Source organism: Serinicoccus sp. JS2-9 (assembly GCF_059025165.1).
The window spans coordinates 3,245,967-3,265,476 of record NZ_CM180091.1 but is presented as its reverse complement, the minus strand read 5'-3'; the positions used below and the strand labels follow the sequence as shown (position 1 = coordinate 3,265,476).

General features: G+C 73.9%; 15 protein-coding genes. 9 read left to right on the top strand and 6 right to left on the bottom strand.

Translation table 11 applies throughout. The features are described 5' to 3' along the window. Window positions 1–144: 144 nt before the first annotated feature. Both AC5PYY_RS15780 and AC5PYY_RS15775 read right to left on the bottom strand, forming a co-directional pair. Entirely contained in the window at window positions 145–372 is a 228-nt protein-coding gene (locus AC5PYY_RS15780; protein ID WP_493897728.1) for a DUF3107 domain-containing protein, read from the bottom strand. A 42-nt stretch (window positions 373–414) separates the two neighbouring features. Further along, entirely contained in the window at window positions 415–1,053 is a 639-nt protein-coding gene (locus tag AC5PYY_RS15775) for a TetR/AcrR family transcriptional regulator (protein ID WP_493897727.1), read from the bottom strand. A 94-nt stretch (window positions 1,054–1,147) separates the two neighbouring features. Between AC5PYY_RS15775 and AC5PYY_RS15770 the strand changes: the two genes are divergently transcribed. Together AC5PYY_RS15770 and AC5PYY_RS15765 are read left to right on the top strand one after the other, a co-directional pair. Further along, a complete protein-coding gene (locus tag AC5PYY_RS15770; RefSeq protein ID WP_493897726.1) occupies window positions 1,148–4,387 on the top strand; it encodes an ATP-dependent helicase in 3,240 nt (1,079 codons plus the stop codon). 13 nt (window positions 4,388–4,400) lie between these two features. Further along, window positions 4,401–7,742: an ATP-dependent helicase gene (locus AC5PYY_RS15765; RefSeq protein WP_493897725.1), complete on the top strand. Its 3,342-nt coding sequence runs from the start codon at window positions 4,401–4,403 to the stop codon at window positions 7,740–7,742. Here the strand turns inward: AC5PYY_RS15765 and AC5PYY_RS15760 are convergent. Further along, window positions 7,725–9,188 carry a phosphotransferase gene (locus AC5PYY_RS15760; RefSeq protein WP_493897724.1) on the bottom strand — a complete coding sequence of 488 codons (1,464 nt, stop codon included), beginning with the start codon at window positions 9,186–9,188 and terminating at the stop codon, window positions 7,725–7,727. The two genes, AC5PYY_RS15765 and AC5PYY_RS15760, sit on opposite strands and share 18 nt — an antisense overlap. Before the next feature lie 91 nt (window positions 9,189–9,279). On the opposite strand from AC5PYY_RS15760, the gene nudC reads away from it, so the two are divergent. The 4 genes from nudC (at window position 9,280) to AC5PYY_RS15740 (ending at window position 13,219) form a co-directional block, all read left to right on the top strand. After that, a complete protein-coding gene (gene nudC / locus AC5PYY_RS15755; protein WP_493897723.1) occupies window positions 9,280–10,233 on the top strand; it encodes an NAD(+) diphosphatase in 954 nt (317 codons plus the stop codon). After that, entirely contained in the window at window positions 10,230–12,359 is a 2,130-nt protein-coding gene (locus AC5PYY_RS15750) for an ATP-dependent DNA helicase UvrD2 (RefSeq protein WP_493897722.1), read from the top strand. Before nudC ends, AC5PYY_RS15750 begins: the two co-directional genes overlap by 4 nt. Before the next feature lie 162 nt (window positions 12,360–12,521). Next, window positions 12,522–12,725 (top strand): hypothetical protein, encoded by a 204-nt coding sequence (locus AC5PYY_RS15745; protein WP_493897721.1) that lies wholly within the window; start codon window positions 12,522–12,524, stop codon window positions 12,723–12,725. Between the two features lie 179 nt (window positions 12,726–12,904). After that, entirely contained in the window at window positions 12,905–13,219 is a 315-nt protein-coding gene (locus AC5PYY_RS15740; protein ID WP_493899397.1) for a WhiB family transcriptional regulator, read from the top strand. Between the two features lie 94 nt (window positions 13,220–13,313). Here the strand turns inward: AC5PYY_RS15740 and AC5PYY_RS15735 are convergent, their stop codons facing one another. Then, window positions 13,314–14,012: a hypothetical protein gene (locus AC5PYY_RS15735; RefSeq protein ID WP_493897720.1), complete on the bottom strand. Its 699-nt coding sequence runs from the start codon at window positions 14,010–14,012 to the stop codon at window positions 13,314–13,316. Window positions 14,013–14,426: 414 nt separating this feature from the next. After that, window positions 14,427–16,028, bottom strand: coding sequence for a zinc-dependent metalloprotease (locus AC5PYY_RS15730; RefSeq protein WP_493897719.1), 1,602 nt, complete (start codon window positions 16,026–16,028; stop codon window positions 14,427–14,429). Window positions 16,029–16,149: 121 nt separating this feature from the next. Here AC5PYY_RS15730 and AC5PYY_RS15725 point away from each other — a divergent pair, with 121 nt between their 5' ends. From AC5PYY_RS15725 to AC5PYY_RS15715, 3 genes are all read left to right on the top strand, one after another. After that, window positions 16,150–17,223, top strand: coding sequence for an NAD-dependent epimerase/dehydratase family protein (locus AC5PYY_RS15725; RefSeq protein WP_493897718.1), 1,074 nt, complete (start codon window positions 16,150–16,152; stop codon window positions 17,221–17,223). 82 nt (window positions 17,224–17,305) lie between these two features. Next, window positions 17,306–17,734, top strand: coding sequence for a molybdenum cofactor biosynthesis protein MoaE (locus AC5PYY_RS15720; protein ID WP_493897717.1), 429 nt, complete (start codon window positions 17,306–17,308; stop codon window positions 17,732–17,734). Beyond that, on the top strand, window positions 17,731–18,906 hold the full coding sequence (locus AC5PYY_RS15715; RefSeq protein WP_493897716.1) for a YlbL family protein: 1,176 nt from the start codon (window positions 17,731–17,733) through the stop codon (window positions 18,904–18,906). The genes AC5PYY_RS15720 and AC5PYY_RS15715 overlap by 4 nt, the downstream gene beginning before the upstream one ends. 30 nt (window positions 18,907–18,936) lie before the next feature. On the opposite strand, the gene AC5PYY_RS15710 is transcribed toward AC5PYY_RS15715, so the two are convergent. After that, the gene (locus AC5PYY_RS15710) at window positions 18,937–19,485 is read right to left on the bottom strand and encodes a PPA1309 family protein (protein WP_493897715.1); all 549 of its coding nucleotides are present in this window, start codon (window positions 19,483–19,485) and stop codon (window positions 18,937–18,939) included. Between the last annotated feature and the right edge of the window lie 25 nt (window positions 19,486–19,510).

Here is a 19,510-nt window from a genome sequence, read left to right as displayed (position 1 = left end):
CCGGGAGGGGTCACTTCCGATCCCGGGTGGCACCGGCGAGCAAGAGCTCTCGGTGAACCGCGATCACAGTAGTGATCTGCTGCCCCGTCCGCCAGCGGACGCGACGCGAGTGGCGAACCTGTGATCGAAGCGTGACCTTGCGGGTCAGTGGCTGCCGAAACCGACGCGTCCCTTGTCCTGGACACCGATCTCCAGATAGGCCAGCGCGGCGGTCGGGACGATGACCAGGCGGCCCTTGTCGTCCTCGAGCTCGATGACCGAGCGTCCGCCGTCGACCGCCTCGGTGACCGTGGCCCGGACCTCCGTCGGCGTCTGTGCGGACTCGAACGCCACCTCACGGGCGACGTCGCGGATACCAATGCGGACCTCCACGGAATACCTCCAGGCTGTGCGACGGGAACTGGTCCGGCCACCCTAGCCGGAGCGCTCCGGCAGACCTCCGCGCGGGGGCACCGCTCCCAGACCGCGCCATGCCACGGTGGTCACGAGGCCCATCACGCGATCCCGGGGGAGCTCCTCCTGCTTGTCGTACCAGTAGAGCGCCGCGCTCTGGGCGAGCCCTGCCATGGTGATGCCGAGGAGCACGCACTCGTCCCAGGAGAGGTCGGTCTCCTCGGCCAGTACGCGGCCCAGCGCCTCGCCGCAGGCCCTGCGGGTCTCGTCGAGCAGCTCGGCGACGGCGGGGTCCGCGCCCATGTCGGAGCGGAAGAGCAGCGGATAGCCGGAGGAGGGGCGCTCGACGAAGGCGAAGAAGCTGCTGAGGCACGCCGTGATGCGCTCGCTGTTGTCCCCGGTGGAGTCCAGCGCCTCTTCGATGGTGCGGACCACCTCGGCGGCGACCCGGCCGGCGATGGCGAGATAGAGGTCGAGCTTGCTGTCGAAGTGCTGGTAGAGGACGGGCTTGCTCACCCCGGCGCGCTCGGCGATGTCGTCCATGGCCGTGGCGTGGTAGCCGGTCTCGGAGAACGCGTCCAGGGCGGCGTCGAGCAGAAGCACGCGCCGCTGGTCCCGGGGGAGTCGGGCCCGGCGCTCCGGGGACGAGGTGCTGGTCACGGTCACTCCTTGCCTGTTCCGAGACATCCTAGGGCCTCCGCGCAGGTGACCGGCTGCCGCAGGGTCTGTCCGCCCCGGGTGATCTGATGGGGGTATGCCGTCCGAGTCCACCACCAGCGCCGCGCCCTGGGAGCACGACGCCGATCAGGAGCGTGTCGTGGCCCACCGGGGAGGCGTGCTGCTGGTCCTGGGCGCGCCCGGCACGGGCAAGACCTCGGTGCTGACGCGACACGTCCAGCGACGGGTCGAGCAGGATGGCACACCCGACCACTGCCTGGTGATCGGGGCCACCAGGCACTCAGCCACCCGGTTGCGGGTCGCGATCGGTCGCGGCCTGGGGGTCACGCATACCGAGCCGCTGGCCCGGACCGCCGCCTCGATGGCCTTCTCCGTCCTGCGGCTCGCGGCGGCGCGGGACGGGGAGCCCATGCCCCGCCTCATCTCGGGGGCGGAGCAGGACGCCGTGCTGCGTGAGCTGCTGGCTGGCCACGTGGAGTCCGGGACGGGCCCGCGGTGGCCCGAACACCTCGAGGCGGCGCTGGCGACGACCGGTTTCCGGGCTCAGCTGCGCGACCTGCTCATGCGTGCCGTGGAGCACGGGCTCGGGCGGGATGAGCTGGAGCGGCTGGCGGTGGAGCACGACAGGCCGGAGTGGGCGTGCGCCGCGGCGGTGCTGGAGGAGTACGACCAGGTCACGGCGTTGTCCGATCCCGGCAGCTACGACCCGGCCTGGATCTGTCGCGCGGCCGCAGACGCCCTGGAGGAGGACGACGCGCTGCGCGACGCCGTCCACCAGCGCGTGCGCTTCGTCGCGGTCGACGACGCCCAGGAGCTCACCGTGTCCGCGTCCCGGCTGCTCGACCTGGTCCGCCCCCCGGGGGCGGACGCCCTGCTCGTCGGGGACCCGGACGTCGCCGTGCAGGGCTTCCGAGGCGCCGTGCCTGGCCTCTTCCTGGGGCTGGCCCGGAGCTGGGTCGACAGCCGGCAGTCCGCCGCCGAGCCTCCGACCGTGATCCTGCGGCGCCGTCACCGCATGGCCTCGCCGGTGGCTCGCGTGGCCGACGAGGTCTCGTTGCGGATCGGGGCCGTAGGCGGGCCAGGTCATCGGGGCCCCACGGCCGAGGGGGGTCCAGGGCAGGCCGCCGTCCGGCTCACGCGAAGCGGCGCCCAGGAGGCTGCCCTGGTGGCCCGCTGGTTGCGATCCAGTCACCTGGTCGACGGCGTGGCGTGGGACGACCTCGCGGTCGTGGCGCGTAGCGGCCAGCAGCAGGACACCGTCCGCCGAGCTCTCGCCAGCGGGGGTGTCCCGGTGCGGGTGGACCGCTCGGCGGTGCCGCTGGGATCGGATCCCGCCGTCGCACCGCTGCTCCTCGCCCTCGACGTCGTCACCCGAGAGGGCGCCGAGGCGGGATGGACGGTCACCGGTGACGATGCGGTGGCCCTGCTCACCAGCCCGCTCGGCGCGCTCGACCCGGTCGGCCTGCGCCGGTTGCGGCGTCGCCTCCGGGCGGGCGAGCTCGCCGCTGGAGGGCGCCGCGGCGCCGACGAGGTGCTGGCCGCGCACCTGGGCGATCCGTCGCTGCGTCCGGCCCTCGACGCGGATCTCCCGCCCGAGCTGGAGGCGCTGGTGCGGCTCGGCCAGATCCTCGATGCTGGTTGGGGCGCGGCCCACGGCGGGGCTGCCGACACCAGCGCCGACTCCGCGGCGGTGTCGCCTCAGACCCTGGCCCACGGAGCGGGTGGCTCCCTGCCGCTCCCCGTGGCGGCCGAGCCGGTGCTCTGGGCCCTCTGGCACGCCAGCGGCCTGTCGGAGACGTGGTCCCGCCAGGCACTGGCGGGGGGAGCGCTCGGTGCCCGGGCCGACCGCGACCTCGACGCCGTCCTGGTCCTCTTCGGCGCGGCGGAGCGGCACGCCGAACGACTGCCGGGGAGCCGCGCGCGCAGCTTCCTGGACGAGATCCGGGGCGCGGAGGTCGCGGCCGACACCCTGGTGACCGGCGCCCGGCGGTCCGATGCCGTGGAGGTCCTGACCCCGCACGCCGCCGCCGGCCGACGCTGGCGTCGGGTGGCGGTCGTCGGGGTTCAGGACGGGGTGTGGCCCGACCTGCGGCTGCGCGACACGTTGCTCGGGGCAGAGGCATTGGTGTCGGCCCTGCACGGGCGGCCCACCTCCGGCCCCGAGGCATGGCGCTCGGCACAGGCGCAGGTGCGGGCCGATGAGTTGCGGCAGTTCCACGTCGCTGTCTCTCGTGCCTCCGACGAGCTGCTGGTGACCGCGACCTCCAGCACCGACGACCAGCCTTCGGCGTTGCTGGACCTGGTGGACCCCGACTTCCGCGAGCGCCCACCGGTCGAGGTGCCGGCGCCCATGACCCTGCGCGGGCTCGCGGGTGAGCTGCGTCGCACAGCGGTGCGGGCCCATCGCGACGGGGACCGTCCCACCCGCGACCAGGCGGTGGACGTCCTCCTCCGGCTCTCGGACGCGGGCGTGCCCGGAGCCGATCCGGCCTCGTGGTGGGCGGTCCGAGAGCTCTCGAGCACCCAGGCCCTCGCCGGACCGGGCGATCCGGTGCGGGTGTCCCCGTCGCGGGTCCAGACCTACCTCGACTGCGCGCTGCGATGGTTCCTCACGACGCGGGGGGCGGACACGGGTGAGGCCTTCGGTGCCGAGCTCGGCACGCTCGTGCACGACATCGTCGCCCAGTCACCGGACGCCTCGGTGGCCGAGCTGCACGAGCAGCTCGATCGCCGCTGGCCCGACCTCGCGCTCCCCGACGGCTGGCTCAACGACCGGACCCGCGACCACGCCCGCGGCATGCTGGAGCGCTACACCACCTACGTCGCCGAGGCGAGGGCCGACGGCCGCGAGGTGGTAGGCACCGAGCTGGACCTCTCGGTCAGGGTGACACCGGCGGAGTCCGGCGGGCGCGAGGTCCGCCTCGTGGGCGCGGTCGACCGGCTCGAGCGGGAGTCCACGGGAGACCTCGTCGTGGTGGATCTCAAGACCGGCAGCAGCAAGCCCTCGGCCGCGGAGGTGCAGGAGCACGCCCAGCTCGCGGCCTACCAGGTGGCGGTCGAGGAGGGCGCCTTCGACGACGACGGGCACCTCAGCGGCGGCGCGCGGCTGGTGCAGCTCGGCGCCTCCGGGCCGGTGTCGCAGACGCAACCACCCCTGGCCCGCGCGGAGGACCCTGCCTGGGCGCGGACGATGATCCTGGAGGTGGGCGAAGGCATGGCAGCCTCGGAGTTCGCCGCCCGGGACCTGGAACGCCGGTGTCGACGGTGCCCGGCGCGCTTCGCCTGTCCCCTCCAGCCGGAGGGGCAGCAGCGGTGAGGGGGGAGCGGTGATGAGCACGTCAGGGACGAGCGAGGTTCTCACGCCGGTGCGCTACTCGCCGGCGGACCTCGCCGAGGCTCTCGGCACGCCTCCGCCGACCCAGGAGCAGGTCGCCGTGATCACCGCGCCCCTGCTCCCGTCCGTCGTCGTGGCGGGGGCGGGCTCGGGCAAGACCGAGACGATGGCCTCGCGGGTGCTGTGGCTCGTCGCCAACGGTGTGGTCGCTCCGCAGGACGTGCTCGGACTGACCTTCACCCGCAAGGCTGCCCTGGAGTTGGGAGCCCGGTTGACGGCCAAGCTGCGGCGGCTGCGCTCGCTGGGCCTGTGGGTGCCACCGACGGTCGGACAGTCGGGCGCTCCGGACGGTCCCGATGCGACAGGCACCAGGGGCGATGCCGGGTGGAAGGCGGACGAGGCCGACGCCGCGGGGGGTGGTTTCGACCTCCCGACCATCTCGACCTATCACGCCTACGCGGGCCGGCTGGTGGCCGAGCACGGTCTGCGGCTCGGGGTGGAGCCCGACGCGGTGCTGCTCTCCGAGGCCGCCTGCTGGCAGCTGGCCCATGACGTCGTTACGACGTACGACGGTGATATGGAGGGGATGGCGAGCGCCGCCAGCACCGTCGTGCGCTCGGTCATCGCGCTGTCGGGTGAGCTCGGCGAGCACCTGGTGGAACCGCGTGAGGCGCAGGGATTCCTCGAGGATCTGGCCGAGCGACTCGGCGGGCTGCCGCACGAGGGGAAGCCCCTCAAGGCGGGCGCCGACACCGCGGCGGGGCTGCGGATGCAGGCCCTGGTCTATCCGCTCGTCGAGGCCTACCGGTCGGCGAAGGCCGCCCGAGGGGCTCTGGACTTCGGCGACCAGATGGCGCTCGCCGCCCGGCTCGCCCGTGACGTCCCCGCCGTCGGGGAGGGGGAGCGCACGCGCTATCGCGCCGTCCTGCTCGACGAGTTCCAGGACACCTCCGAGGCCCAGCTGGTGCTGCTCACCTCGCTCTTCGCCGGTCATCCGATGCCGGTGACGGCGGTCGGTGACCCGCACCAGTCCATCTACGGTTGGCGCGGGGCCAGCGCCACGACGCTGAGCCGCTTCCCTCACGACTTCGCGCTCGAAGGCTCGGCCGCCGAGGTGCTGCAGCTGAGCACCTCCTGGCGCAACGACCACGACGTGCTCACCGCGGCGAACGCCGTCGCCGACGACCTGCGCCGTCGGACCGCGGTCCCCGTGGCGACCCTGCGACCCGGGCCGGCGGCGCAGCGGGGGCAGGTCGAGGTGGCCCGACTCCTCGATCAGGTCGCCGAGGCCGAGCATGTCGCGGACTGGATCCAGGAGGGCTGGGACGGGCCGGCACGCACGGCTGCCGTGCTGTGCCGCGCCCGCGCGCAGTTCCCGGCCATCGTCGACGCGTTGCGCAGCAGGGGACTCCCCGTGGAGGTGGTCGGCCTCGGGGGGCTCCTGGACACTCCGGAGGTGCTCGACCTCGTGGCCCTGCTCTGGGTGGCCCAGGAGCCCACCCGCGGCGACCAGATGATGCGGCTGCTCGCGGGGCCGGTCGCCCGGCTCGGGGCCACCGACGTCGACGCCCTCTGGGCGCGGGCCACCGAGCTGGCCCGCGATCCTGGCGCCGCTGTGCCGGGAGAGCGCGAGCACGCCGCGGTTCTCGCCGAGGCCGTCGAGCACCCTCCTCCCGCGGGGTGGGTGGGGCCCGGCGGGCAGCACCTCTCGCCCACGGCGGCGGACCGGGTGCGGCAGCTCTCCGAGGTGCTGGGCCGCGTGCGGTCGTTGACGACGCTCCCGCTGCCCGACCTCGTGGTCGAGGCGGAGCGGTTGCTGGGCCTCGACATCGAGGTCGCAGCCGACCCCGACCTCCACCCGTCCTGGGGCCGTGCCCCGCTCGACGCGCTGGCCGACGTCGCCGCCGGGTATGCCGCAAGTGCTCACCGGGTGACGCTGGGAGGCTTCCTGGACTGGCTGGACGCCGCGCGCGAGCACGAGCGCGGTCTGGAGGACACCGAGGTGCCCGAGCTGGCCGAGGTCTCCGTGGACGCCCAGGCGGTGCAGGTCCTCACCGTGCACGCCGCGAAGGGGCTGGAGTGGGACGTCGTCGCTGTGCCCGGACTCGCGGAGGGCATCTTCCCGGCCGGTCGAGTGACCACCCGGCACGTGGAGGGTCAGTGGCGCGTCAAGGAGCGGACCGACCGCGGCTGGTTGGCCGGGATCGGCTCGCTCCCGACCCCGCTGCGCGGGGACCGCGAAGGCCGGCCCGACCTCGACTGGGCCTCGATCCCCGACACCCGCGCCCTCCGTGCCGAGCTCGCCCAGCTCGCCCTCGACCAAGGCGCCTTCGCGGTCCAGGAGGAGCGTCGCCTCGCCTACGTCGCCTTCACGCGGGCCCGGCACCGCCTCCTGCTTACCGCGCCCGTCTGGTCGACCGGCAAGTCACCCCGGGTCACCGCACCCTTCCTCGAGGAGGTGCGCGAGACGGAGGTCGCCGCGGTCCGGGAGTGGTGTGCCATGCCGGACCCCGAGGTCCCGGAGGAGTTGGTCAACCCGCGCCTGAGCGAGCAGCAGAGCGCCCGATGGCCCCTGCTCCGCGACGAGCGCCGACGTGTGGTCTCGGACGTCGCGGCGGCGCTGCTGTCCGCACGTGCCGCCTCCGACCAACGGGCGCTTCCCGTCCTGGGTGCGGACGCGCCCTGGGTCGAGACGGTCGAGCTGCTGCTGGCCGAGCGGGCGCGACGGCGCGAGAACGCCTCCGAGCCGGGGCTCCCCGCGCACCTGTCCACGTCGGCGCTGGTCGACCTGGCTGCCGATCCGGCCGCCTTCGTGCGTCAGCTGCGGCGTCCGGTGCCCACTGCGCCGACACCACGCACCCGTGTCGGGACGGCGTTCCACGCGTGGGTCGAGCGCCACTTCGCGCAGGCCACCCTCGTGGACCTCGACACGCTGGAGGACGAGACCGGGGCAGACCCCGCGATGGCGGCGCTGCAGGAGGCCTTCCTGGCGAGCGAGTGGGCCGACCGCACTCCCGTCGCCGTGGAGATCCCGGTCCAGACGGAGGTCGCCGGACGCACCGTGGCCGGCCGGATCGACGCCGTCTTTCGCGACGACGACGATGGCCTCACCGTCGTGGACTGGAAGACCGGCGCGCCCGGCTCACCGGAGCAGCAGCGGGTGCGCGCCGTGCAGCTGGGGCTCTACCGGCTCGCCTACGCACGACTCACCGGGCGGGCGCCGAGCGAGGTCCGTGCCGCGTTCTTCTACGCCGCGACGGGCACGACGATCCGCCCCGACCTTCCGGAGGAGCATGACCTCGCCAGCCTGCTGGGACAGCTAGCGGGGCCCACCTGAGCCGGACGTGTGGTCGTCGGCCCGGGGCTCGGTCTCGTCCGGCGGAGTGGGCATCCCGTAGAGCTCGTGCAGCCGGTCCTCGTCCGTGAGGTCGTCGGTCGAGATGGAGGTCTGCATCTCATCCGCGGGAGTCGACGGATCGAGAGCGTCCACGTCGCCCGCGTCCGGACGTGACCCGTCCGCCCCCTCCCCCCGGTGGGGACTGGCCGCCGGCTCCGCGTCGGGCCCGTCCGGCTCGACGTCCTCCGGCTCGGCGTGCGCCATCTCGGCGGGCGCGTCGGACCCTGCCGAATCGAGGTCGGCGGCTCCCGGCACGGGCACCTCCGCCGTCACGTCCGGGTCGTCCTCCGGCCCGACCGAGCCCGCAGAGGCGTCCGTCGGCTCCGGCTCGTCAGCGAAGGGCGTGCTGGTGTCGAGGTCTGCCTCGCCCGTGCTCGTGACCGTCGGCACGTCGCGGACCGTGTGGGACGGGTGGTCCGTCGCGGCCGACGACCGGGCGGTGGTGGGCACCAGCGAGTCCTCGTCCTCCGTCAGCCGGTCCATCCGGCGCAGCGCGTCGACCTGGCGCCGAGCGGCGTCCTCGTCCCCGTCAGCCACGGCGGCAGCCAGCCCGCGCAGGCGACGGGTCTCCGAGACCAGGCGGGCCCGGGCGTGCAGGTAGGGGTCAGGTCGGTGGGCCCGCGCGAGCGCGTAGCTGTCGAGGACCGCCTCCCAGGCGTCCGGGGAGGTCTGGTCGTAGAGCTCGGCGAGGTCGACGGCCGGATCGGCGACCATCGCTTCCTCCCATTCGGTGACCGCGACCACACGGCCGCTGCTCGCGTCGTCGTCGGCGAAGGCCACGAGCACGGCGGCACCTCGGAACGCACCGTGCACCGGGGTCGCGGCGAACTGCCAGAGCGGGGCGGCGTCGAAGGCCTCTTCCCACCGGGCGAGCAGCCGGGTCGGCACCCGTCCTGTCTCCGCGGCCCGGTCCACCTCGGAGATGAGGCGTTGGCGGCACCCGGAGGCGTCGAAGACGGGCACGTCCTGCTGCTCGAAGGCCGCGCGCGGGATGTTGTGGATGGCCGCGATGGCCCGCCCCACGGCGTGGGCCAACCCACCACCCCCCGGAAGCCGGGAGAGGTCCAGCGTCATGCCCTCGACATGGGGGTAGACCGCCGCCTGACCCTCCGGGCCGACGACGGCATACCCGGCCGGGGCAGGCACCTTGAAGGGCACGTGGCGGGAGAGCTGACGCACGAGCTCGTCGTTGCGCTGTAACCGGGCGCCGGCGACCGCGGTGAGGGGTGACCGGACCAACCACCGTCGTCCCGTGGCGTCCTCGACGACGGCCTGCTGGTGCTCCGCCCCGGGCTCGTCGACGACCATCCCCGCCACGGCTACCGGCTTCATCCCGGGCACGGCGGCGCTGGCGAGGGCTGCGAGGGCCAGGTCACTGCGCTTCACGGTCTCCACCGTATGCGGTCACGCCCGGCCAGGGTCGCAGGTCGACCGGCACGTCCTCGAGAGTGTCGGTGGCGGCACCTACAGTGTCAGCGTGACCCCCGCGGACGAGACCTTCCTCGACCTCGCTCTGTCCCGCTCCTCCGTGGAGCGGGCGGCGCAGGTGCGCACCGACGAGCACGGCCTGCGGGCCGTGCTGGACGACCCGGCGACCAGGGTCCTGGTCCTGCGCAACGGCAAGACGCTCGTGACCCAGGCGCCGACGCGCCTGGTCCTGCGCGGGCCCGACTCCGACGACGCGGGTCGCGAGCCCTGGTTCCTGGGGGTGCGTGACGGCGTCAGCTATGTGGCCGTGCAGGACGAGGTCGCGGCGGAGGCCGAGGACGAGAGCACCATGACGGCCTCCGGTGCCACCTGGCGGGGGCTCCGCGAGGTGGGTGCCGACCTCGACGACGCCGACGCCGGCCTGCTGACCACGGCGACGGCGCTCGCCGAGTGGCACCGCCGCCATGCCCACTGCCCGCGCTGCGGGGCGGTGACCTCGATCGCCCAGGGGGGCTGGGTGCGCCGCTGCGAGGTCGACGGCTCCCAGCACCACCCGCGCACCGACCCGGCGATCATCGTGGCCGTGACCGACGCGGACGACCGGCTGCTCCTGGCGACCGGTCTGCCCTGGCCCGAGGGCCGGGTCTCAGTGCTGGCCGGATTCGTCGAGGCCGGGGAGTCGCTCGAGCAGGCGGTGGCCCGGGAGGTGCACGAGGAGGTCGGCCTGAGAGTGGACGGACTGGTCTACCGCGGCAACCAGCCGTGGCCCTTCCCGGCCTCGCTCATGTTCGCCTTCCGGGCGCGGGCCCGGCCGCCCGCCACCGAGCTCGTGGTGCAGCAGGACGAGCTGCGCAGCGCGGGCTGGTACACCCGAGCCGAGCTGCGCGCGGGTATCGACGACGGAGAGTTGACGCTGCCGTCGCGGGTCTCCATCGCGCATCGTCTGATCCAGGAGTGGTTCGGAGAGTCTCTGCCCGGGTCCGGCCCAGCGGTCCCGCGGTGACGGCGGGCGATGCGGACGCGCTGCTCGAGGGTCTCGACCCCGAGCAACGGGAGGTGGCCGCTGCGCCGTTGGGCCCGATGGTGGTGCTCGCTGGGGCCGGCACCGGGAAGACCAGGGCGATCACCCACCGGATCGCCTACGGCGTGGCGAGCGGCGCCTACCCGCCGGCCGCGGTGCTCGCCGTGACGTTCACCGCGCGGGCGGCGGGCGAGATGCGCACGCGGCTGCGGACCCTCGGGGTCCGAGGGGTTCAGGCTCGCACCTTCCATGCGGCAGCCCTCCGGCAGCTGCAGTACTTCTGGCCGCAGGCGGTCGGTGGCGCGCCCCCCTCGGTCGTGGCCCAGAAGGTGCCGGCCGTCGTGGAGGCCGCGGGGCGGTTGCACCTGCGGCTCGACCGCGCGGCCCTGCGCGACGTCGCCGCCGAGATCGAGTGGTCCAAGGTCTCCATGCTCACGGCGGGCTCCTACGCCGACCGGGCTCGCGCCCTGGGCCGTCGCGTGGCCGACCTCGACCCCACGGCGATGGCGCGGATGCTGGACACCTACCACGAGGTCTGCGCCGAGCGGCACGTGATCGACTTCGAGGACGTCCTGCTGCTCACCGTCGGGATGCTCGACCAGCACCCGCAGATCGCCGCGCAGATCCATCAGCAGTACCGCCACTTCGTCGTCGACGAGTATCAGGACGTCAACCCGTTGCAGCAGCACCTGCTGCAGCTCTGGCTGGGGGAGCGAGCCGACCTGTGCGTCGTGGGTGACCCGGCCCAGTCCATCTACTCCTTCACCGGAGCCAGCGCGGACCACCTGCTCGACTTCCGGCAGCGACACCCGGGTGCGCGGACGGTCCGCCTCGTCCGCAACTACCGCAGCACACCCCAGGTCGTGCACCTGGCCAACCTCGTGCTCGGGTCGAGCGGAGCCTCAGGAGACGGCCGCAGCGCGCCGGCGGGTAGCCGCCCGCCCCCGACGCCCTTGCAGGCGCAGGCCGGCGACGGACCGCCGCCCCGGCTCACGTCATACCCGGACGACGAGGCAGAGGCCCAGGGCATCGCCGACGGTGTGGCCAGACTCCTCGCGGAGGGCGGGGTCGACGCCGGGGAGATCGCCGTGCTCTTCCGGACCAACGGCCAGTCCGAGGTGCTGGAGAGCGCCCTGGCACGGGCGGGCATCCCCTATCTCGTGCGCGGCGGAGAGCGGTTCTTCTCGCGGGCCGAGGTGCGCAACGCCGTGCTCCTGCTGCGCGGTGCGGTCCGATCCGACGACGGGAGTGCGCCACTGGGGGAGGTGACCCGAGCCGTGCTCTCCGGTGCGGGTTGGTCGCCTCATCCGCCGGAGGGCGCGGGCGCGGTCCGCGAGCGGTGGGAGAGTCTCCAGGCGCTTGCCGGGCTCGCGGACGGTCTCGCTCGGGACACGCCCGGAGCGCGCCTGGGCGAGCTGGTCGCCGAGCTGGACCGGCGGGCGCAGGAGCAGCACGCTCCGACGGTGCAGGGCATCACCCTGGCCTCCCTGCATGCGGCCAAGGGGCTGGAGTGGGATGCCGTCTTCCTCGCCGGGTGCAGCGAGGGGTTGCTCCCCATCACCCTGGCCGACACCCCGGAGCGGGTGGAGGAGGAGCGGAGACTTCTCTACGTCGGCATCACCCGCGCGCGCCAGCACCTGGCGCTCAGCTGGGCGGGGTCGCGCAGCCCCGGAGGCCGCGCGACGCGCTCGGTCTCGCGCTTCCTCGCCCCGGCGAGCGCCGTGCTCGGCGGAGAGGCGCGCGGCTCGGGCGTGAGCCGGTCGGGGCGACGTCGCGGTGGGCCCAAGCCACCGCGGACCTGCCGCACCTGCGGCACCATCCTGGCCGCTGCCTCTGAGCGCAAGATCGGCCGATGCTCGACCTGCCCCCCGACCTACGACGAGTCGGTCTTCGAGGCGCTGCGGGAGTGGCGCCGGGAGGTGGCCAAGGAGTCTGGTGTGCCAGCCTTCGTGGTCTTCACCGACGCGACCCTGACCGCCATCGCCGAGACGATGCCGACCGGTCAGGAGGGTCTGGCGCGGATCTCCGGCGTGGGTGACCGCAAGCTGGGGCTCTACGGCGAGGCGGTGCTGCGCGTTCTCCGGGAGAGCGCGGCAGGGGAGGGCTGACCTCCGCGCCAGCGCGCGTTCGCTACCGCGGCTGAAGCACACGCGAGGACGCGCCGGAAAAAAGGCGTTGCGGCCCGCCGTGGGGGCCCCTACAGTGTGATGAGTCCAGCCCACGGCCGACGGCGGTGGGGTCACGCGCGCATGAGAGGAGGGTGGAACACGATGGAGAACATGATCGTCGGCGGCTCGGTCCGCCTCGCGACGGCCACGTCGAAGGCCGCCCTCACGTCTGCCCGCCCGCGCGCGAACGACGTCCTGCAGGGTGACTTCCCGGCCGGTCCGATTTTTGTCGGACAGCTCGGCGAGGCCATCTCTGCGCCGTACTTCGACCCCCACCCCGGCCTGGATTCTGCCCGGACACCGTAGAAGGCACCACCTTCCTGTTCCGGCCGCGAGTCCTCGCCAGAGGATCCGCGGCCGTTCTGCTGCTCGACCGGAATCACCGGCAGCGTGGACCGTCCCGGATCCCTCACCGACACGAGGCGACCGACATGACGACATCCAGCACCGCGCACCAGCAGCATCGACATCAGGAAGGACACGCCGTGCATCCCGCACCAGCCCGGCACCAGCACCGCGACGAGGCCCTCGGGCAGCTCGGTCTCGTCCAGGCCGTCGCCACCGGGCGGCTGCCGTGCCACGAGCACCCGGCCGACCTCTGGTTCGCCGAGCTCCCGGCGGAGGTTGAGCACGCCAAGGAGCTCTGCGGCCCGTGCCCGCTGCACGAGCAGTGCCTCTCCGGTGCCCTCGAGCGGCGTGAGCCCTGGGGCGTGTGGGGTGGCCAGCTCGTCCTGCAGGGAAAGGTCGTCCCGCGCAAGCGGCCGCGTGGTCGACCGCGGAAGGACGAGGTGGCGGCCTAGTGGCCACGCCGCCTCTGTCGTGCCCGGGAGGACCCGGGCGGATCCGGGAGCGCCTACGGGCGCTCCCGGATCCGCGTGTCTGCCCTGCGGGGCCTCAGGGGCTCGGGCCCGCGTGCCGGGGGCACCGGCCGTGGCGCGCCCAGCGTCGGGTGACCACGTGGGGTGGGTTGGGCCCGATCTCGTGGGCGAGGCCGGGGGTGCGGTCCTGACCCACGGAGGCCACCAGCAGCACGGTCAGGGCGCGGACGACGTCGAGCACCGTCGTCGTGTGCCGCGGGGGGTGCAGCGCCGTGAGGGGGTCGTCCAGTGCCGTCGCGATGCTCGGCCAGGAGGCGTTGCGGTCCCGACGGTGCAGGTCGAGGCAGTGCAGGCACGGACCGACCGCGAGCCCGGTCCACGGGCCGACGACCACCCGCCCTGTCTGGGACACGACCGGAAGCACGGGTCGGCCGTCGAGGCCCGGGCGCCCGGCGGCCCCGATCGGCACGAGATAGGAGCAGACGAGCACGACCGGCCCGTCCGGGGCGTGGTCGTGCCCTGCTGCTGGACCCTCGACGCCGAGGGAATGACGGAGCGACTCGGCCAGTTCACCCGTGCCCTGGACCTCGGCGCGGACCGCGGCCGGCTGGGGAGGGGGTGTCGAGCCGAGGCGATCGATGAGATCGAGGGCCTCCGCCCCGGCGTCGGACCAGCTGCGCACCAGCCATGACCCGGGTCCCAGGCCTGCCTGGAGGCTGCCGTCGGGGAGCACTGGCCACCGTGACGCCTGGCGCGACGGGTCTGCCTGCTGCATGGCCCGACCCTGCCACGACGGCGCTGGGACGGATCGCATTTGTCCACAGGGCCCGGCGCAGGCCGCACTCACCGGCCTCCGCGGTCCTTGGGTGGCCAGACCTCAGGGTGACCTATCCCAGGCGCGGTGGCCCCGTTGCCCACGTTGAGCCCCACGATTGCCCAGGAGCCCCCACGATTGCCCGCAGCCCCCACGGTTGCCGGAAGGCCCCACTGGTGCAGCCGTGGGGCAGACAGCGAATCGTGGGGCGCGCGGCCAGACGTGGGGCGGGCAGGCCAACCACGATTGCCGGGGGAGCCCCACGAGTGCCTGGAGCCCCCACGGTTGCCGGGAGGCCCCACTGGTGCAGCCGTGGGGCGCGCAGCGGACCGTGGGGCAGCTCGTCAACCGTGGGGCCGGGCGGTCGGGAGCGGCTCAGGGCTGGGCCGTCGGGCCTGCCTCGTCGTCCCTGTCGGATTGGTCCTGCCCAGGCTGGTGAGGCGTTCCGTCCGGAGGGCCTCCTGGCGACGAGTCGTCCGCCTGGGGGCTGCCGGCCGATGAGTCGTCCGCCTGGGGGCTGCCGGCCGATGAGTCGTCCGCCTGGGGGCTGCCGGCCGATGAGTCGTCCGTCGCCGGGCCGTCGGCCGCGGCGGCAGAGGGGTCGGCGCCCGCGAGCAGGCGCTCGATCTCCTCGTCGGTCACGGTGAGGGTCTGCGCGAGGGAGCCGCGCCGCTGGACGTAGCCCAGGGGGTCGTCCAAGTCGGCGCCGGTCGGCGCCACGTCGGGGTGGCCCCAGGCCTCCTCGCGCGCCTCCCGGCCGTGCTCCGCCTCAAGGGCCGCCCACAGGTTGGCGGCGTCCCGCAACCGGCGCGGGCGCAGCTCCAGGCCGACGAGCGAGGCGAAGGTCTTCTCGGCCGGTCCTCCCGTGGCGCGGCGCCGACGAACCGCTTCGGCCAGTGCCTCGGCGTGCGGCAGATGCTGGGCCACGGCCTGGGCCGCGACCACGTCGACCCACCCCTCGACGAGCGCGAGCAGCGTCTCGAGTCGGGTGAGGGCCGCCTGCTGGGCCGGGCTGGGCTCAGGGGAGAAGAGACTGTCGCCCAGGGCGCTCTGCAGGGCCTCGGCGTCCTGCGGATCGACCTGGCGCACCGCCTCCTCGATGCCCTCGGTGTTGATCTGGATGTCCCGGGCGTAGTCCTCCACCGCCGTGAGCAGCTGCGGCCCCAGCCACGGCACCGCGGCGAAGAGACGGACCCGTGCCGCCTCGCGAACGGCGAGGTAGAGGTGCACCTCGCCACCGTCGACCTCCAGCCCGTCAGCGAAGGCCGCGACGTTGGCGGGCAGCATCGCGACCGACTCGTCCCCGGTGATCGGCAACCCGACCTCGGTGCCGGAGAGCACGTCACCAGCGAGCGTGCCCACGGCCTGACCGACCTGACCGCCGAACATGCTGGCCGCCATGCGCCGGACCATGGGCGCCATCTGGCCCATCATGGCGGCGGGGTTCATGCCCGGGGGTAGGCCGGGGATCGGGGGAGCGCCCTCCTCGCCGAGCTGGGACAGCTGCTGCTCCATCGCGGAGGTCATCGCCGCCTGCAGCCCCTGAGCCACAGGCGCGGTCAGGCGCGTCCACAGGGGCAGAGTCTGCTCGACCCACTCCGCCCGGCTGAGCGCCCGAGCGGCCCCGTCGGGCCGGGGGAGGTCAGTGACCTGGTCCAGCCAGAGCGTGGCGACCTGCACCACCTGGTCCACGTCGCGGCGGGTGGACTCGGTGATCGAGGAGTCACCCTCCTGGGCCACGACCTGGCGAGCCACGTCGTAGGCGAGCTGAGAGTTGACCGGCCCGTCGTCGGCGCCGCCCCCGCCCCCCATCATCATCTCCATCTGAGAGCGCATCTGCGCGACCTGGTCGGCGTCGAGATCGCCCAGTCCCATCGACTCGAGGGCCTGACGCATCTCCGGTGGCACCGGGCCGCCGAAGATCGCCTCCAGGGGGTCCGGCTCGTCGGGGCGCTCTGCTGGGTCGTGATCGGACACGTACTGTTCCTTCCTGATCAGGTGCTCGACCACCAGCCTGCCACTCGTGACCGCACCACGGCGACGCCGCGCCGCAGCCCGAGGCCGGGGGTCCTGCCTACAACAACACCAGGAGGCGCCCGTGAGTTCCGCACCCGTCGTCCTCGGCCTGACGCGGGCCGCGTCGCCGCTCGGCGAGGGCCTGGCGCTCCGGCTGGCCGAGCACCCTGGCACCGAGATGGTCGGTCTGGACGCCGCGCGGGGATCGGCCCGCGTGGTGGACCTGCGGGAGTGCGATCTCGCGGACCCCTCGGTCGTGACCGCCCTGGAGGACGTCGACGTCCTGATCCATCTCGCCTGGGACCACGACCTGCAGACGAGCCTCACGGAGCAGCCCGCCGTGCGCCGGGCGCGGATGCTCACCGAGGCGCGCACCCTGGTGACCGCGGCCGCCGCTGCCGGGGTCCCCCACCTGGTGCTCGTCTCGAGCACGATGATCTTCGGGGCCCGCGAGGACAACCCGGTGCCCCTCCCCGAGGACTCCGATCTCCGCGCCCCCGAGGCGGAGGGGCTGGTGGCGGACCTGGTGGTGACGGAGGAGGAGTTCACCCGCGTCGCGGCGCTGCACCCGGGGCTCCGCGTCACCCGGCTGCGGCCGTCCGCGCTCGTCGGGCCTGGGGTCGACACCCCGGTGACGCGCCACTTCGAGGCGCCTCGTCTGCTCACCGTCAAGGGCACCCGACCCCGATGGTCCTTCTGCCACGTCGACGACCTCGCCTCGGCACTGCATACCGTGGCGGTCCACGACCTCCCCGACCAGCTCACGGTCTCCGCCGGGGGCGCGCTCGACCAGGCCCAGGTCGAGGAGCTCTCCGGGATGAAGCGGATCGAGGTGGCAGAAGGGGCGGCCTACGCCGCCGCGGACCGGCTGCACCGGCTGGGCGTGATCCCCGTGCCGGCGACCGACCTGGCCTACGTCTCGCATCCCTGGGTCAGCGAGCCAGCTCGTCTGCTGGCAGCCGGGTGGACCCCGCGTCACGACGACGCGGCGTGCCTGTCCGCGCTCCTCGAGGGGATCCGCGGACACCACGCCGTCATGGCGCGTCGCGTGCGCTCGCGGGACGCCGTCTCGGCCGCGGCCGCCGGTGCCGCGAGCGCGGCGGTCGCGGTCATCGCCACCGCGGCCCTCATGCGCCGCCGGCGGGTGCGCGCCTGACCGGGGGACGGTGGACGCGGGGCGACCCTGCCCGGGTGGGCCGCCCAGCCGCCTCCCAGCCGGTATGGGGCATGATGACGCGGTGAGCGAGCACCAGTCCGTCGTCGCAGAGATCCGCGACCGGCCGCTGTCCGTGGACGAGGCGCTCGACGCCGTGCGACACCCCCGTGCGGGAGCGGTCACCGTCTTCGTCGGCACCGTCCGGGAGCATGACGACGGTCGCGAGGGCGTGACGACGCTCGACTACTCGGCCCATCCCGACGCCGTGACCCGGCTCCGCGCCATCGCGGAGCAGATCGCCTCCACGGAGCAGGTGCACGGCGTGTATGCCGTGCACCGCACGGGTCCGCTGGTCGTGGGGGACCTGGCCGTCGTGTGCGCCGTCTCGGCCGAGCACCGGGCGGAGGCCTTCGCCGCGGGGCGCGATCTCATCGAGGAGCTCAAGGCAACCGTGCCGATCTGGAAGCGTCAGGAGTTCGACGCCGGTGAGCACCAGTGGGTGGGACTGTGACGGAGCCCTCCGACCGGCCCGCCCCCGCCCCCTCGGACGCGGAGCCGCCGGCACCACCGCATACCCGGATCGGCAGGCGTGCCGGAGCCCTGCTCGCGGTGGTCGCCGCGGGCGTGCTGACCGGGTCCGTCCTCAACCTCGTGCACGTGGACCGCGTCGTCTACGTGCCCGGCCCCGTCTACGACACGTTGGGCGAGATCGACGGCGCCGACGTGATCAGCATCGACGAGGACCTCACGACCTACGACGACACCGACGGGCACCTCTACTTCACCACCATCCGGCTGCAGGGTGGCCCGGGCAGCCCGCTGACCGCCTGGCAGTGGCTGCGGGCCCGCGTCGACAGCTCCGCCACCGTGGTGCCGCGCGAGGAGGTCTTCCCCGAGGACGTGACGGCAGAGCAGGTGCGGGAGCAGAACACCGAGCTCATGCAGCACTCCCAGGACGACGCCGCCGTCGTGGCCCTGCGCGCGCAGGGGGTGCAGATCGAGGAGCGCGTCGTGGTCGCCCAGGTGATCGTTGACGCCCCGGCCGACGGTGTGCTCTCCGTCGACGACGAGATCCTCGAGGTCGCCGGGGAGGCGGTGACCGACGCCGAGGCGGTGCGTGCCCAGATCCAGGAGGTCGACCCGGGCGACAGCGTGCCGATGTTGCTGCTCCGTGAGGGGGAGCAGACCGAGGTCGAGGTCCCGACCACCACGGACGAGCCGACGGGGCGCACCATCGTCGGGGTCTATCTCGCGCCGGTCTACGACAACCCCTACGACGTAACGATCGACGCGGGCAACGTCGGTGGGCCGAGCGCGGGGTTGATGTTCTCGTTGGCCGTCTACGACGAGATCACCGAGGGCTCGCTGACCGGCGGACGCTCCGTCGCGGGGACGGGCACCATCAGCGGCTCCGGCGACGTCGGTGGGATCGGGGGCATCACTCAGAAGATGTATGCCGCGTCCGAGGCCGACGCCGAGCTGTTCCTGGCTCCGCAGAGCAACTGCGACGAGGTCGTCGACAACACCCCGGCCGACCTGGTCGTCGTGCCGGTCGCGAGCTTCGACGCCGCCCTCGAGGCGGTGGGGACGGTCACCTCGGCCGACGCCGACGCGGATCTCGCCGCGCTGGACCTGCCGACCTGCCAGGCGGTGCTGGAGGACGAGGCGGAGCAGACCGGCTGACCGCGTCGCGACACGGGTATGCCGCTCGCGTCAGTCGTCGTCCACCAGGGTCGCGGCGAGGGCGTGGGTGAGCCCGGGGGCGAGGTCGTCGCCGACCGCCACCGCGTCGTCGGAGTCGTGGTCCCGCTGGCGCAGCAGGCAGGTGCGTGACCCGTCGCGCAGACACGCGGCCAGCAGCCGGACGTCCTTGCGGTCCGGGTGGCCCATGAGGGCGTCGGTCGCCTCCCGCGCGTCCTCGGGCAGGCCCCGCTCGGCCTCCGGAGGCACGACGATGCGCTCGACCGACAGCGCCACCCCGGCGACGTCCTCCGGCCAGGCGATCCGCCCCAGCATCGACTCGAGGTCGGCCGTCGGAGGGAGCCGCTCTTGCTCCACGGCGGTGTAGCCGTCGTCGTCCGGCGTCGTGAGCTGGTCGGCGAGGGAGGGCTCGCGTTCGCGGAGCAGTCGGGTCGGCACGAGAGCGAAGAGTCGTGGGGGTTGGTCCCAGCCGCCGCGGGCGACGTGACGCTCGGTGTCGACGGCGGCCCGCAGCAACGGGCTCGGTGGGGAGGTCGGGGAACTCTGGTCGGAGACAGCCACCCCGTCATGGTCGCATCGGGCGGCG